Origin of the sequence: Rhizobium sp. CBN3 (assembly GCF_030518245.1) — a bacterium.
In the GTDB taxonomy this organism is placed as follows: domain Bacteria; phylum Pseudomonadota; class Alphaproteobacteria; order Rhizobiales; family Rhizobiaceae; genus Rhizobium; species Rhizobium aethiopicum_A.
Genome location: NZ_JAULSE010000011.1, coordinates 180,657 through 194,260, shown reverse-complemented (window position 1 = coordinate 194,260; position 13,604 = coordinate 180,657). Strand labels below are relative to the sequence as shown.

Annotated in this window: 13 protein-coding genes and 1 pseudogene; 5 read left to right on the top strand and 9 right to left on the bottom strand. The window is 63.3% G+C overall.

Features of this window, described 5'->3' with window-relative positions; all coding sequences use genetic code 11:
* Position 1 precedes the first annotated feature (1 nt).
* Positions 2 to 805 carry an ABC transporter permease gene (locus tag QWJ46_RS18470; RefSeq protein WP_302752668.1) on the top strand — a complete coding sequence of 268 codons (804 nt, stop codon included), beginning with the start codon at positions 2 to 4 and terminating at the stop codon, positions 803 to 805.
* 16 nt (positions 806 to 821) lie between these two features.
* On the opposite strand, the gene QWJ46_RS18465 is transcribed toward QWJ46_RS18470, so the two are convergent.
* Both QWJ46_RS18465 and QWJ46_RS18460 read right to left on the bottom strand, forming a co-directional pair.
* The gene (locus tag QWJ46_RS18465) at positions 822 to 1,442 is read right to left on the bottom strand and encodes a glutathione S-transferase family protein (RefSeq protein ID WP_302752666.1); all 621 of its coding nucleotides are present in this window, start codon (positions 1,440 to 1,442) and stop codon (positions 822 to 824) included.
* Between the two features lie 276 nt (positions 1,443 to 1,718).
* Positions 1,719 to 2,075, bottom strand: a complete 357-nt coding sequence (locus QWJ46_RS18460; RefSeq protein WP_184459486.1) for a DUF4406 domain-containing protein — start codon at positions 2,073 to 2,075, stop codon at positions 1,719 to 1,721.
* A 123-nt stretch (positions 2,076 to 2,198) separates the two neighbouring features.
* Here QWJ46_RS18460 and QWJ46_RS18455 point away from each other — a divergent pair, with 123 nt between their 5' ends.
* Positions 2,199 to 2,954, top strand: coding sequence for a DeoR/GlpR family DNA-binding transcription regulator (locus tag QWJ46_RS18455; RefSeq protein ID WP_302752663.1), 756 nt, complete (start codon positions 2,199 to 2,201; stop codon positions 2,952 to 2,954).
* A gap of 58 nt (positions 2,955 to 3,012) precedes the next feature.
* On the opposite strand, the gene QWJ46_RS18450 is transcribed toward QWJ46_RS18455, so the two are convergent.
* Entirely contained in the window at positions 3,013 to 4,020 is a 1,008-nt protein-coding gene (locus QWJ46_RS18450) for an asparaginase (RefSeq protein WP_302752661.1), read from the bottom strand.
* A 287-nt stretch (positions 4,021 to 4,307) separates the two neighbouring features.
* Here QWJ46_RS18450 and QWJ46_RS18445 point away from each other — a divergent pair, with 287 nt between their 5' ends.
* On the top strand, positions 4,308 to 5,519 hold the full coding sequence (locus tag QWJ46_RS18445) for an MFS transporter (RefSeq protein WP_302752659.1): 1,212 nt from the start codon (positions 4,308 to 4,310) through the stop codon (positions 5,517 to 5,519).
* 43 nt (positions 5,520 to 5,562) lie between these two features.
* Here the strand turns inward: QWJ46_RS18445 and QWJ46_RS18440 are convergent, their stop codons facing one another.
* The 6 genes and pseudogenes from QWJ46_RS18440 to QWJ46_RS18415 form a co-directional block, all read right to left on the bottom strand.
* Positions 5,563 to 6,207, bottom strand: coding sequence for a metalloregulator ArsR/SmtB family transcription factor (locus tag QWJ46_RS18440; RefSeq protein ID WP_302752736.1), 645 nt, complete (start codon positions 6,205 to 6,207; stop codon positions 5,563 to 5,565).
* 56 nt (positions 6,208 to 6,263) lie between these two features.
* Positions 6,264 to 7,043, bottom strand: coding sequence for a class I SAM-dependent methyltransferase (locus tag QWJ46_RS18435; protein ID WP_302752657.1), 780 nt, complete (start codon positions 7,041 to 7,043; stop codon positions 6,264 to 6,266).
* Between the two features lie 159 nt (positions 7,044 to 7,202).
* Positions 7,203 to 8,198 (bottom strand): NAD(P)H-quinone oxidoreductase, encoded by a 996-nt coding sequence (locus tag QWJ46_RS18430; RefSeq protein ID WP_302752656.1) that lies wholly within the window; start codon positions 8,196 to 8,198, stop codon positions 7,203 to 7,205.
* A 77-nt stretch (positions 8,199 to 8,275) separates the two neighbouring features.
* Positions 8,276 to 10,133, bottom strand: a pseudogene (locus QWJ46_RS18425) (GGDEF domain-containing protein).
* A gap of 118 nt (positions 10,134 to 10,251) precedes the next feature.
* Positions 10,252 to 10,494 carry a type II toxin-antitoxin system ParD family antitoxin gene (locus tag QWJ46_RS18420; RefSeq protein WP_302752652.1) on the bottom strand — a complete coding sequence of 81 codons (243 nt, stop codon included), beginning with the start codon at positions 10,492 to 10,494 and terminating at the stop codon, positions 10,252 to 10,254.
* 195 nt (positions 10,495 to 10,689) lie between these two features.
* Positions 10,690 to 11,238 (bottom strand): HdeD family acid-resistance protein, encoded by a 549-nt coding sequence (locus QWJ46_RS18415; RefSeq protein ID WP_302752650.1) that lies wholly within the window; start codon positions 11,236 to 11,238, stop codon positions 10,690 to 10,692.
* A 140-nt stretch (positions 11,239 to 11,378) separates the two neighbouring features.
* On the opposite strand from QWJ46_RS18415, the gene betI reads away from it, so the two are divergent.
* Together betI and betB are read left to right on the top strand one after the other, a co-directional pair.
* The gene (gene betI / locus QWJ46_RS18410; RefSeq protein ID WP_184459479.1) at positions 11,379 to 11,975 is read left to right on the top strand and encodes a transcriptional regulator BetI; all 597 of its coding nucleotides are present in this window, start codon (positions 11,379 to 11,381) and stop codon (positions 11,973 to 11,975) included.
* 1 nt (position 11,976) lies between these two features.
* The gene (gene betB / locus QWJ46_RS18405) at positions 11,977 to 13,440 is read left to right on the top strand and encodes a betaine-aldehyde dehydrogenase (protein ID WP_302752649.1); all 1,464 of its coding nucleotides are present in this window, start codon (positions 11,977 to 11,979) and stop codon (positions 13,438 to 13,440) included.
* Positions 13,441 to 13,604: the final 164 nt, after the last annotated feature.

The following is a 13,604-nucleotide window of genomic DNA, read 5'->3' as shown; positions in this document are numbered from 1 at the left end:
CGTGCTCCTTCATCACCTCCGCGTCATTCCGCTGCTGGTGCGCATGCATGTGCGCTCGCAAATGGAATATCGCGGCGCCTTCTGGCTCGACCGGCTTGCGCAGATCCTCTCCTATGGCAGCGTCTTTGCCACCATCGGCATTCTGCTTGCCCGCTTCCAGACGCTCGGCGGCTGGATCTGGCCGGAGCTGGCGCTGCTCTTCAGTTTCCAGCTGCTCGCCTATTCGCTGGGGGCAGCGATGAGCTTCGTGCAATTGCGCGACCTCGAGGAGCTGGTGCGGCTCGGCACCTATGACACGCTCTTGATCAAGCCATTCAGCCCCTGGGCCTATCTCGTCTTTTCCGGCCCCAATATCGGCTATGCCGGCCATATCATCCTGGCGGTGCCGCTGCTGGGATGGGCGGTCCTGTCGGTCGACTGCGCCTGGTCTGCCTCATCCGTGGCGTTCCTGCTGGCCGCGATCGTCAGCGCGACGCTGCTCACCGGCGCGATGATCACCATGATCGGCGCGACGGCGCTGATGTGGGTGCGGTCGAACCACCTGTTCTCGATCTTCTTCGGCTTCTGGGAGCTGACGCGCTACCCGCTCAACATCTTTCCCGGCAGCATCCAGCTGACTCTGATCACCGCCGTCCCCCTGGCGCTGACCAGCTCGGTCCCGGTCGGCGCGCTGCTCGGCAAACCCATCCCGATCCTCGGCGACTGGGCCGGGCCGGTGACGCTCGCCGCAGGCCCCGTCTGGGTATTGCTCGCCATGGCCCACTGGCGCTACGCCACCCGCAAATACCAGGGTGCCGGCGGCTGATGGCACTGCCCCCGCCTCAGCCCCGGTCGAAGACCAGCGCCCGCTGAACGGCGGGCCGTTGCAGCATGCGGGCGTGGTGGTCGCTGACCTTTGCGAAACGGGCGGGATCGACGCCGTCGGATGGCAGCCAGTCGGTCATGACGAAGAGATAGGGATCGGCGAGCGAATAGGTCTCGCCCATCACCCACGGCCCTTCGAACATCGTCTCTTCGATCAGCGTGAAGCAATCGGCCATGTTCTGCGGCACCTTGGCCTTCATCGCCTCGAGTGCCGCCGGCTCGTCGGCCCAGCGCGAGCCGCGCGGGCGGTGGGCATGGTTCACATGCACGGTCGAGCAGAGATAGCTGTTGAAGGATTGCAGCCGCGCCATTTCGAAGGCATCGCCGAGCGGCGCGAGCTTCGCGGCCGGGGCGCTTTCAGCGATGAAGCCGAGGATCGCCGGCGTTTCCGTCAGCACGCCGCGATCCGTGACGAGCGCCGGCACCCGGCCCTTCGGATTGATCTTCAGATAGTCCGGCGAACGCTGCTCGCCATCGCGGAAGCTGAGCTTCCTTGTTTCGAAGGCAAGGCCGGATTCTTCGAGGGCAATAAGGCTTGCGAGCGCGCAGGTTCCGGACGCGTAATATAGTGTCAGCATGGTTGTCGACTCCCGTTCGGCACGTCTTATAGCGCGGGGATTGGTGCGCCGGAACCGGGGAGATGGTGGTTTGCTTAGGCGTTCGGCAGCCAGACTATGATCGGCGTGCCGGGAGGCTGCCCCTCATCCGGCTGCCGCCACCTTCTCCCCGTTCTGACGGGGAGAAGGGGTATGCCGCACCCGCTTCCTCTATCTCAAGGTTGCGTTTGGCACGTCCCTTCTCCCCGTCAGAACGGGAAGAGGCTAGGGAGGGGCAACCCCACGGGACACCCTGACTCACCCGCAACCCGGCACATCCTCCAGCCGGTGCCAGACCGGGATGCCGCGTTCTCTCGCGATGCGCACGTCATTGTCGGCGCCCTTGGACTCGCCGGGCAAGCGTAACACGCCCTCGCAGAGCTGCAGCAGCCGGCCGGCGACCGGATGGAAGATCTCCTCGTAGAGCGCGTCGCCGACCGATCTGCCGCCGGCGGCGTGCCAGATCGGCAGCGCCACCCATTCGCCGATCATCGGCACATGGCCGGCCTTGAACAAGGCGTGAGAGGGTTCTTCCAGCCGCTTCAGGTTGGCGGCCATTTTTTCCGGGTCGTCGCCCGTCCCGGACCGATAAGGCCCGGCAATCAATATCAACATGATCCACTCCATCACTCTCCCGGCCTGATGCACGGGATTTCTTGAAAATGCACGATATTTCTTGAATGTCGAGTCATTTCGTGCAAGATCGTGCAACCTCGTTCATTTTCGTGCGGAGAGACAATGCTGACGACGCAGCGCAAGACCCTGATCCTCGACATTCTGCGCCGCGATGGCCAGGTGATTGCCAAACGCGTCGCCGAGGATTTTTCGCTCTCGGAAGACACGATCCGACGCGACCTCAGGGAAATGGCGGCCGAGGGGCTCCTGAAACGGGTGCATGGCGGGGCGATGCCGATTGCTCCCGATCTGCCCGACTTTACCGCGCGACGCAGCGTCTCGTCCGAAATCAAGGCGCGGCTCGGAGCCGCGGCGGCGGCGATGGTCAGGCCGGGGCAGATGATCTTCCTCGACGGCGGCACGACGACCGCCGAAATCGCCCGGCATTTGCCGCGCGACATGGCGCTGACGGTCGCGACCCACAGTCCGACGATCGCCGCCGAGTTCGAGCACCATCCGACGGCCGAGGTGATCCTGGCGGGCGGACGGCTCTACAAACATTCAATGGTGGCGACCGGCGCTGCGGCGATGGCGGCGATTTCCCAGCTGCGCCCCGATCTCTTCTTCCTCGGCGTCACCGCCGCCCACCCCGTGCACGGGCTTTCCACCGGCGATTTCGAGGAAGCGGCGATCAAGCGGCACATCGCCCGCTGCTCGGCCGAAACGCATGTGCTGCTGACGGAGGAGAAGTTCGACCTCGTCTCGCCCTGCCCGGTGCTCGGCATTGCCGAGGTGGCAGGACTGATCGTACCGACGGAGATGACGGCCGAGCGGCTGAAGCCTTATCGCGATCTCAACGGTACAATCACTGCAGCGTAATCCTGCGCTGAAAAGTCGGGGCTCGATGGCGTACGAAAACCGTGCGCAGGTTTCTGCATCAGGCCGAGAAGACGGAGGTCGCGCTGATATCGCCGACATGGATGCCGTTCCAGTTGCGCATCGGCATTGCGGCAAAGGCCATCAGGGCGGCATGCAGGGTTTCTTCCGTCTCGAAGAAGCGGGCGAGCGTCGCCGCCACCATGGCTTCGGCGGCGCGGGTGGCACCATCCTCACATTTGAGCGCGATGGCGATGCCCTTTTCCGGGATCGCGGCGCAGAAGACACCCTCGGCGCCTGTCTTGACGAAGATGCGGCCGGGAGCGATCTGCATCAGTTTCGTGCAGGCGCGGCCGGAGCCGGCGACATAGAAGGGCTCGGCCATGCAGGCTTCTATCAGGCGACGGGATGCTTTGGCGCGCAGGGGCTCCAGACCGGTGCCGGTCGCCATCTTGGCAAAGCCGTGGGCCAGACTGCGCAGCGGCACGGCGTAGGTCGGGATGGAGCAGCCGTCGGTGCCGCAGCTCTCGGCGCCGAGCACGGCGCCGGTCAAGCTTTCCATCACTGCTCGGATCTCGATCTGCAGCGGGTGCTCGTAGTCGACGTAGCCCTTCGGATCGATATCGCGGTGGCAGCAGGCGCAGACGAAGCCGGCATGTTTTCCCGAGCAATTGTTGTGCAGCGCCGTCGGTGCGTCGAGCGTGCGGGCCTGATGGATCAGCACCTTTTGGTTCGTCGACCAGTGGGCGCCGCATTCCAGCGCTCCGCCATCCCGTCCGGCGCGCCCGAGCATCGAGGCTGCAAGCGCCACGTGTTCGTCCTCACCATTATGCGAGGCACAGGCGAGCGCCAGCTCCTTGTCGCCGAAGCCATAGGCATCGGCCGCACCGCTTTCCACCAGCGGCAGTGCCTGCATCGCCTTGCAGGCCGAGCGCGGGAAGACGGCGGCGTCGATGTCGCCGAGTGAAAAGACAAGCCTGCCGTCGCCATCAACGACCACCACCGCGCCGCGATGACGGCTTTCCACAAGCAGGCCACGGGTGACTTCAACGGTGACAGGATTGTTCATGGGCTCTCATCCGGATGCTGACGGGATGCGGCAGGCATAACGCGTCACGCGGCGAAAGCCAACGGGTTTAGGTGGGCGCCAGAAGCGGGGCGACGACCGCGAGTTAGGCGCCTCCTCCGTCATTCCAGGCCTTGAGCCTGGAATCCAGCCGGGCTCGACCGGGTAGTTCCGTCGTACGGCCACCACCTCATCCCAATACCCGTCACAGAAATTGACGCATGCGATCGAAAACTATCGTTTCTCTGGTGTGTGCGATCCGGCTAAGAGTGGTGCGTCAGGACCCCCCCATGTCATCCAGTTTCTCCCTCATCCTGCGCGACAACGGGATCCGCATTCCCGCCGTGACGCTCGTCGCGCTTGCCTTTACCTACGCCTCGACCGTGCCTTACCAGTCGATCATCGGGATCAACGAACTGGACTTAAGCAATGGCGCCTATTCGGCGCTGGTGTTCTTCTCGGCGATTGTCAACTTTACGACGAGTCTGACGCTCGGCATCTGGTCGGACAGGCTGAAGGAGCGCCGGCCGCTGGTGCTGATGCTTTCGGTCGCCGGCATGCTCGGCTTCGGGTCGATCGCGATCATTCACAGCCCGGCAATCTTCATCTTTTCGACCCTGCTGCTGGTGCCGATGAGCGGTTCCACCTATTCGCTGCTCTTCGCCAGCCTGCGCGCCAGGACCAACCAGATGGAGCGTGGCGAGGGCGCTGCGGTGACGGCAACGGTGCGGGCGCTGTTTTCCGGCTCCTGGGCGCTAGCGCCGGGGCTGATCGGGCTTTATCTCGTCAACTCGCCATCGATGACGCCGGCCTATGGCATCGCGGCCCTTGCCAGCTGCACCTGCTTTTGCCTGTATTTCTTCTTCGCCCCCGGCAACGGCAGCGCCGGCCCTGCCCCGAACCCGGTCGGCTTCTTCGCATCGCTGAAACGGATCTTCACGCCGAACGTGCTGATCCGCGTCGTCATCATGTCGCTGCTGTTCGCACTGCAGCGGCTGAACGGCATGCTTCTGCCGCTGATCATCACCCGTGCGGCCGATGGAAACGTCGCCGATGTCGGTTTCATCGCAGGGCTGACGGCGCTTCTCGAGATGCCGTTCATGATGATGTGGGGCATGGCGCAGCGCCGCTTCCGCACCGCGCATGTGCTCGCCTTCGGCGCGCTGTTCTATTGCGCCTATCTGCTGCTGCTCGGATTTGCTTCCGCGCCATGGCACATCTATGCGCTGCTGCTCGTCAATGCCTGCGGCGCGGCGGCAATCCTCAGCGTGCCGATTACCTATCTGCAGGACCTGATCGCCGACCGGCCGGGGCTCGGAACCTCGCTCATCTCGCTCAACACCTTCATCGGCACCGGCATCGCCGCCGGGCTCTTCGCCTTCGGCACATCGCTGACCGATTATTCCGGCACCGCCTTCGTCGGGGCCGGCGCGGGTCTGGCGGCGATTGGGGCGTTGCTCCATCTGGAAAGCAGCAGGCGGCAGGCGCGGCAGCCGGCCTGATCGCAGGCGGCGCAGGGGCACATGGCCGCCCCAACCGCCACGCCTAACGCGCCGTGATGCGGTAGGCGCAACGGCGGGCGCCGGTCACGATGTGTTCGCTGCGCTCGACGTCTGCGCCGAGGGCGGCGCGGAAGGTTTCGAGTTCGGAGCGGCAGAAGCCGGCGCAGGCGGTGGCCGCCGCGCAGATCGGACAGTGATTTTCAACCAGCATGAACGAGCCGTCCGCCTCCTGCCAACTGTCGGCCATATAACCCTCGCGGGTGCGGATCGCGGCCAGACCCTCAACGCGCGCGGCAAGGTCGCCGGCGTGTTCGAGCTCGTGGCGATAGCGCTTCAGCGTCTCGGCCTCGCGGGCGGAGATGACGGTGTCGAGCGCTCCCGTCCCAAGCTGGTCGACGAGGGTGCCGAGGAGAGCGGCCGTCAGTTCGGCATGGCCGTCGGGGAAGCGGCGATTGCCGGACGCCGTCAGGTGCCAGAGCTGACGCGGCCTGCCCCTGCCGGCAGCGGCGACGGTGACCGGCTCCACCAGCCCTTCCTCCGCCATCTTCGCCAGCTGCTGGCGGGCGGCCTCGCCGGAAATGCCAAGCGCATCGCCAATCGCCGAGCCAAGCTGCGGGCCGTCGGTCTTGAGCAGGATCAGAATTCGGTTGGCCGGGGACTGACGATAACCCTGAGAGACAGGTGAAATTAAAAAGGCGCCTCGGTTTCGGGGCGCCTTTTCACGACTGAATGATTTCCGTGTTCTCAGGCGACGTTGCGCTCCGGTTCCGGCTCCTGCTGGACGACCTCCTGCTTCACGCCGAGATAGAGGACGGAGCCGCGGCCGATGCCATAGGTATCGCAGACCTCGGCCGTCAGGAAGTCGGTGACCGGAACCTGCTGGACCGCCAAACCGGCGCGCCGGATCACGTCGATGAAGCCGGACCTTGAGAAGATGCGCACATGGTCGTCCTGGCCGAAATGCGCCCAGCGGCCTTCCGGCGTCGTCACCTCGGGATTTTCATAGGTGTCTTCGATCGACAGGCAGATCGGCGCCATCAGGATAGCGACGCTGTCCTGCTTGAGAACACGCCGGATTTCTGCGGTGGCACGCACCGGATCGTCGACATGTTCGAGCACATGAGAGCAAAGCACGAAGTCGAAGCTCTCATCGGCATAGGGCAGGTTATGGATATCAGCCTTGTCGTCTGCCTCCGGCATATGCATGTCGCAGCTGCGGTAGAAGACGTGTGGGTGGCTCTTGAGCCAGAAGCTCAAGGCCCGGCCCGGCGCAATGTCGAGGAAGCGAACGGCCTTTGCCTGGTCAAGACGCTGGAATACCGGCGTCAGGAACAAAGCGTAGAGCCTGTCGCGATCGGTCGAATGACAATTGGGGCAGCTATAGGCCTGATGGTTGATCGTCTCGAATTCATCGATGCGATAGGGAAAGCCATGTTCGACGGCCTTGTCGATGTAGTAGCGCGGAAGCGGTACGAAATGCGGAATTCTGCTGCGGCAGATGGGGCAGGCGTGGAATAGAGCCATTGTATTCCTCGTAGGACCTTACAACGCGCAAGCAATGCCACATCAGGATGCGCAGTTTCGGGGCCGGGTTTCGATCAGACGACTGTTCAACGACCCGGAGACTCACAGACAGCCAGGATCAATTTCACCTTGCCCATGAATGCTGGTCCGAAGCTGACCTCAAACGGTGAGCATGACCTTGCCGACATGGCTGCCCTCTTCCAGCAGCCGATGCGCCTCGACGACATCCTCGAAGGCGAAGACCTTGTGGATCACGGGGGCGACGGTGCCGGCCTCCAGCAACGGCCAGACCTCGGAGAGCAGGTCGTCGCGGATGGCACGTTTCTCCTCGGCCGTGCGCGGGCGCATGGTGGAGCCGGTGACCGTCAGGCGCTTGACCATGATCGGCGAGAGATTGACCTTTTCGGCGACGGCCCCGCCGAGGAAGGCGATGATCGACAGGCAGCCGTCCTTGGCGAGCGAGGCGATGTTGCGCTCGAAATAGGCGGCACCGATCATGTCGAGGATGATGTCGACGCCTTGGCCGGTCTCGGCCTTGATCACCGCGGCGAAGTCCTCGCTCCTGTAGTTGATCCCTCGTTTGGCGCCGAGCTTTTCGCAGGCCTCGCATTTTTCCTTCGAACCGGCCGTGGCATAGACCTCGGCGCCGAAGGCGCGGGCGAGCTGGATGGCGGTGGTGCCGATACCGCTCGTGCCGCCATGGATCAGCACGCTCTCGCCTTCGGTCAGCCCGGCCATCTGGAAGAGATTGGCCCAGACGGTGAAGAAGGTCTCCGGAAGCGCCGCGGCTTTCACAGCATCGTATCCCTTCGGAAAAGGCAGGATCTGACCTGATGGCAGGAGGCAATATTCGGCATAGGCGCCGCCATTGGCGAGGCCACAGACCTTGTCGCCGACGGCATAGCCGCTGACGCTGGGCCCGATGCCGACGATTTCACCCGAGAGTTCCAGCCCGAGGATCGGGCTCGCATCCTTGGGCGGGGGATAGCTGCCCTGGCGCTGGGCAATGTCGGGGCGGTTGACGCCGATCGCCTCCACGCGCACGAGGACCTCGCCTTCGCCGGCCACCGGCAGCGGACGCTTGCCGATCACCATCACATCAGGCCCGCCGAAGGACTTGAGATCGACGAAACGCATTTCCTCAGGCAATGACATGGCGCGACCCTCCTGATCCAGAAGGTTCGGAATAGATCAGCCTGGCCGGCTTGGGAAGGCTGGAAGCGGCAAGGGCGTCAATTCGCCTCGCCCAGGAAATGGAAGGCGAGGCCCTCCTCGCTCTCCTTGGCGGCCGACTTGATGACGGCGATTTCGGCGCTGACGCGGTTGATATCGTCGATGACGAGGCCTTCCGGCAGTTCGAGAACGCCGATCGAGCAGCGCATCAGCGGGAACAGGGCCTCGGCGCCGGTGCGGTCGTGGCCGAGGATGCGGCCGGCGGCGCGGTGCTCGTCGGAATAAAGATCGAGCACGTCGTCGTGGAAATCGCTGATCAGCCGGTCGAGGATCTCGGTCAGCTCCTCCTTCGTCCAGCCGACGACGCCGATGAAGAAATCATCGCCGCCGACATGGCCGAGGAAATGGCGCTCGGCGAAAAAATAGCGGCGCATCAGCGCGGCGAAGAGCGAGATCGCATGGTCGCCGAGATGGAAGCCGTAGGCATCGTTGAACGGCTTGAAATTGTCGAAATCGCAATAGCAGAAATGGCGGACCTCATCGCCGTCGCGGCCGGACTGGCGCATGAAGTCCCGGATGGCGCGATTGCCCGGCAGGCCGGTCAGAGGGTTCTGGTCCTGGGCGGTCTTCAGCTGTTTCTCGTTGATGACCTTGATCAGGGAAGCGGCGGAGACGACGCCGGCATAACGCATATTGTCGGTCAGGATCAGGCAGTTGCTGCCCTCCATATTGGCGAAGATCGCCATCAGCTGTTCGGCATCGCTGTCGAGGCCGACGATCGGCGCCATCTCGACGAAATGCGAAATGGAGCGCTCGTACATCTTGTTCTTCAGGAGGTCACGGCCAAAGGGCTGATAAATATACTCTTTGAGATGCTGCTCGTGGATGATGCCGCGCGGCTCGTTGTTGGCGTTGAGGACAGGAAAAAAGGCCTGGCGCGGATTACGGCGGAAAAGTTCGAAGACGCTGTCGATGCTGTCATTCTCGTAAACCGTCGGCAGCAGCTCGATCTGCTTGCGGATGAGGATCTCGTCCAGCGACTGGCTGCCGCGCTTGCTCTTGCCGAGCTCCTGCAGATGCGGAAAGGACGGGGCGAGCTCGGATATATGCGTCGTCGGGCGGGAAATGAACCAGCCCTGGACGAGATCAACGCCATATTCGCGGCAGGCGATGAATTCCGCCTCGGTCTCGATGCCTTCGGCGATGACGCGCGTGCCCAGCACATGGGCGATATTGACGATGCTCTTCAACAGATGGCGCTTGCGCGGGCTGCGGTCGATCTCGGCGACGAAATGGCGGTCGATCTTCAGATAGTCCACGGCATGATCGCAGAGCAGCTTCATCTCGCCGTGACCGACGCCGAAGTCGTCGATCGCCAGCTTGAAGCCGGCCCGCCGCAACGTTGAAACCAGAGCGGCGAACTCCGGCACGCTGGTATTGTCGAAGCGCTCGGAGAATTCGAAACAGATGGACGACGGCGGAATATTGGCTGTCCGCAAATGTTGAAGCAGGCTCTCGACCAGGCGCTCGCCATCGGGGATCAGCCGGACATCGAGATTGAGGAACAGCGTCGCGGTGGAGAAATTCGACAGCGTCGCGAACTTGGCGAGCGCGCGGCTGGCGACCATCTGTTCGAGCTGCAGCAGCTGGCCGGTCCGGTGCGCCTCGTCGAGAATGTCGGCCGGCGTGTCGTAGCCGATGCGTTCCTGACCGCGCATCAGGGACTCGTAACCGAACACCGTACCGGTGCCGGCTTCGACGATCGGCTGGAAGGCGTTCTCGACCACGAGCTTGGCAAGGGTTACGATCTGATCGCTGGCATAACGGCGGAGCACGCCGGGCTCGACGGCGGCAGCCAAGGATATTGCAGTCTTCATGGTGGGCCGATCTCCACTGCGACTTGTTCTTCTTGCTCAAGAACTAGCCGCAGAAGGATCAACGAACCCTTTCGCCAATATGAAAGTTTTGTGAAAGACGCGAATCCCGCAACACGTTCCGCGTTTATTCGAATTCACCAATGCAATCAGGCGCTTGTTCAGGCGGAGCGACGGCGCTGCGCCTCGTGATCGGCGAACATATCGGCGACACATCTGCCGCCGGAGGCGACGCTCTCGTCGTCGAGCAGGTCGGCCTTGATGTCGGCGAGCTTGCGGGCGGTATCCCAGAGACGAAGCGCCTCGCGGACGACCTCACTGCTCGAGGCGTAACCACCCGTGTCGACGGCGGCACGGATGCCCGCTGCCTGTTGCGGAGAGAGGGAAACGGTGACCATCGGCATGAACTTCCTCCCTTTTTTTCTTCCGGCAGTACCCTGCCTTTGGGGGACGCATGACCATTTTCGGCATCTCGGCGATTGCGCCGGTGCTGTGGTGCATTCGCATGGAAACCATCCGCATAACCCGGATTGGCCCTAATCCCTAAAGTCTAATCCCCCGTCATGTCCTTGTCAAAAAAGAAACGGCCTTCCACCGCTTCAGCTGCGGATGCCGAGGCCGAAGGCGATCATCGTCCAGCCCTGAACAATGAGATCGACGGCCAGGAAGAGGCCGAGGACCCAGAGGCTGTTGACCGGCCAGCCGAGCGCGATGACGAAACCGGCAAGCGCGGTGATGACGCCGCTTGCGACGATCCAGACCCAGCCTTTGGCTGGCTTCATGCGCCTTCCGACCCAGGTGCGGAAGACGCCGGCGATCACGAGGGCGAGCGACAGAAACAGCGTCAGCGCCGCCGATGTCAGGATCGGATTGACGAAGGCTGCGATGCCGGCAAACACATAGAGCAGGCCGCTCAGCGTCCAGAAGAGCACATGATCCCAGCCACGCACCTGAAAGGCATGGACGAGATAGGTCACGCCGCCGAACAGCATGAGCATGCCGACGTAATAGACCGAGACGACAGTGGCGAGCATCAGGTTGCCGAGCGCGATCAGACCGCAGCCCAAGAGCAGCACGCCGAGGCCGACGAACCAGATCCATTTCGACTGCAGTTGCGATGTCGGCGTTTCGTCGAAGATATCCGCCATAAACGCACCTCCCCATAGCTTGGAATATGTTGCAGCGATGACCCGGGGAAAGATGTGACCGTGCGCGAGACCGAGAAAGATTTTTATTGATTGATCAGTCAATCAAAAATAAGATGGCTGCGTTTCAGGGAGTGGCGGTGTTGCCAAAAGTCGGAATGGAGCCGGTCCGCCGCAAGGCGCTTGTCGATGCGGCGCTGCGGGTGATCGGCGATCACGGCTCGCTTGCCGTTACCATGTCCGACATCGCCCGCCAGGCCGGCGTGTCGCCTGCCCTCGCCCATCATTACTTCGGCAGCAAGGAGCAATTGCTGATCGAGACGATCCGCTCGCTGCTGAGACAGTTGCGCCAGGATGCGGTGGCGGCGCTGAAAGCCGCCAGGACGCCGCGCGAGCGGCTTTCGGCGGTGATCCGCGTCAGCTTCAACGCCGACCAGTTCGCACCGGAGACGATTGCCGCCTGGCTTGCCTTTTATGCCGAAGCGCAGCGTTCCGAGGAGACGCGGCGCTTTCTGGTGATCTATGCCAGCCGGCTGCGTTCGAACCTGCTTGCCGACCTCAAGGCGCTGCTGCCGGCCGACGCCGCAGAACGCATCGCCGAGGGCGCTGCGGCGATGATCGACGGGCTCTATATCAGGCAGAGTCTGAAATCGGCGCCGATCGGCATCGAAGCCTCGATCGCGCTGACGGAGGATTATCTGAACGCGCTTCTATCCACCACCTCCCCCAAGGACAAATGACATGAAAGCCCAGCCGAAAGCCTCGCACTTCATCGACGGCGAATATGTCGAGGATACCGACGGCACCGTCATCGAGAGCCTCTATCCCGCAACCGGCGAAGTGATCGCCCGGCTGCATGCGGCAACGCCCGCAATCGTCGAAAAGGCGATTGCCGCGGCCAAACGCGCCCAGCCGGAATGGGCGGCGATGAGCCCGATGGCGCGCGGCCGCATCCTCAAGCGCGCCGCCGAGATCATGCGCCAACGCAACCGCGAGCTTTCCGAACTGGAGACGCTCGATACCGGCAAGCCGATCCAGGAAACGATCGTCGCCGACCCGACCTCGGGTGCGGATGCCTTCGAATTTTTCGGCGGCGTCGCACCCGCCGGCCTCAACGGCGCCCATATCCCCCTCGGGCAGGATTTTGCCTATACCAAGCGCGTGCCGCTCGGAGTCTGCGTCGGCATCGGCGCATGGAATTATCCGCAGCAGATCGCCTGCTGGAAAGCTGCCCCGGCGCTTGTCTGCGGTAATGCCATGGTGTTCAAGCCCTCCGAGAACACGCCGCTCGGCGCCCTGAAGATCGCCGAAATCCTGCATGAGGCGGGGCTGCCGAAGGGGCTCTTCAACGTCATCCAGGGTGACCGCGACACCGGGCCGCTGCTCGTCAACCATCCCGATATCGCCAAGGTGTCGCTGACTGGCTCCGTACCGACCGGCCGCAGGGTAGCGGCCGCCGCCGCCGGCAACCTCAAGCATGTGACGATGGAGCTCGGCGGCAAGTCGCCTTTGATCGTCTTCGACGACGCCGATCTCGATTCTGCGGTCGGCGGGGCGATGCTCGGCAACTTCTATTCCACGGGCCAGGTCTGCTCGAACGGCACGCGCGTCTTCGTGCAGAAGACTGTTAAGGCGGAATTCCTCAAGCGGCTGAAGGCGCGCACCGAGGCGATGCTGATCGGCGATCCGCTTGATGAGGCGACGCAGATCGGCCCAATGGCGTCCTGGGCGCAGCGCGAGAAGGTGATTGCCTATATCGAGAAGGGCAAGGCCGAGGGCGCAACGCTCCTTGCCGGCGGCGGCATTCCGAACAATGTTTCGGGTGAAGGCTATTACGTGCAGCCGACCGTCTTTGCCGATGTCACCGACGACATGACCATCGCCCGCGAGGAGATCTTCGGGCCCGTGATGTCGGTGCTCGATTTCGACGATGAGGACGAGGTGATCGCGCGCGCCAATGCCAGCGAATTCGGCCTCTCCGGCGGCGTCTTCACCGCCGACCTCACCCGCGCCCACCGCGTCGTCGACCGGCTGGAGGCGGGCACGCTGTGGATCAACACCTATAATCTCTGCCCGGTGGAAATCCCCTTCGGCGGTTCGAAACAATCGGGCTTCGGCCGGGAGAATTCGCTGGCGGCGCTGGAGCATTATTCCGAGCTGAAGACGGTTTATGTGGGCATGGGGCCGGTGGCGGCGCCTTATTGAGGAGACTGAAGACCCCTCCCCAACCCCTCCCCACAAGGGGGAGGGGCTTAGCGTGCCGCACCGTCGCACTTCGACCGCACCCGTCGCTACGTTGATGGCGGAGTGAGGCGGAGCGGCAGATTAAGCCCCTCCCCCTTGTGGGGAGGGGTTTGGGACGGGGTTTT